Origin of the sequence: Amycolatopsis jejuensis, from assembly GCF_000717335.1 — a bacterium.
GTDB classification, from domain to species: Bacteria; Actinomycetota; Actinomycetes; order Mycobacteriales; family Pseudonocardiaceae; genus Amycolatopsis; species Amycolatopsis jejuensis.
On the sequence record NZ_JNYZ01000090.1, the window covers coordinates 1 to 1,183 of the forward strand.

1 protein-coding gene is annotated in these 1,183 nt (G+C 72.4%); it reads left to right on the forward strand.

Annotated elements, in window-relative coordinates:
- Positions 1 to 56: 56 nt before the first annotated feature.
- Positions 57 to 1,183: IS30 family transposase (locus tag OO71_RS45850; protein ID WP_033296420.1), on the forward strand; the 1,127-nt coding region annotated here is incomplete at its 3' end.

Here is a 1,183-nt window from a genome sequence, read left to right on the forward strand (position 1 = left end):
GGAATCTGCTTGGGTTCTAGTGGTTGTTGCAACGCCTGAGTTGTGCAGGGGTTGCCGTGATCGGGGTCGGGGAGGGCCGGGGGCCGCAGGGTCGTGTGAGGCTGGCGGCGGAACGCCGCCGGTATTTTGATCTTGTGGCGGAAGGCGTGGGCACGGTCGAGGCGTGCCGGATGGTGGGGGTCGACCGGCGGACCGGGCATCTGTGGCGGCACGGACGGCCGAGCCGGGCGGGGCGCAACACGGTGCCGCGGCCCGTCCGGCCGGAGCCGGATTCGGGCCGGTTCCTGTCGGTCGAGGAGCGGATCGTGATCGCGGACGGGCTGGCGGCGAGCCGCTCGCGGCGGGCGATCGCAGCCGAGCTGGGCCGCAGCCCGTCCACGATCAGCCGGGAGATCGCCCGCAACGCCCGCCCCGGCTCGGGCGAGTACCGGCCCCACGCGGCGCACGACCTCGCCCGGGCACGGCGCCCGCGGCCGAAAACGGGCAAGATCGCGGCCAGTCCCGAGCTGCGGGAACGGGTGCAGGACATGCTGGACGAGAAATTCAGCCCGGAGCAGATCGCCCGCCGGCTGCGCCGCGACCACCCCGACCGGCCGGAGCTGCACGTGACCCACGAAACGATCTACCAGGCCCTCTACCTCCAAGGCCGCGGCGAACTGCGCCGCGAACTGCACCGCGCGCTGCGCACCGGCCGCGCCACGCGCAAACCCCGCACCCCGGGCGGACAGCGCCGGCCCCGCTTCGCCGAACCCATGGTCATGATCAGCGACCGGCCCGCCGAAGCCGCCGACCGCGCCGTCCCCGGCCACTGGGAAGGCGACCTGATCATCGGCAAGGACGGCGCCTCCGCCATCGCGACCCTGGTCGAACGCCAGACCCGCTACACGATCCTGGTGCCCCTGCCCGACGGCCGCGGCGCCGAACACGTCCGCGACGCCCTCGCCACCACCGTCGCGACCCTGCCCGCACACCTGCAACGATCCCTGACCTGGGACCAAGGCAGCGAAATGGGCCGCCACCACGAATTCACCATCGCCACCGGCATCCCCGTCTACTTCTGCGACCCCCACTCACCCTGGCAACGCGGCAGCAACGAAAACACCAACGGCCTGCTCCGCCAGTACTTCCCCAAAAGCACCGACCTCTCAGCCCACACCGCCGAACACCTCGCCGCCGTCGCCGC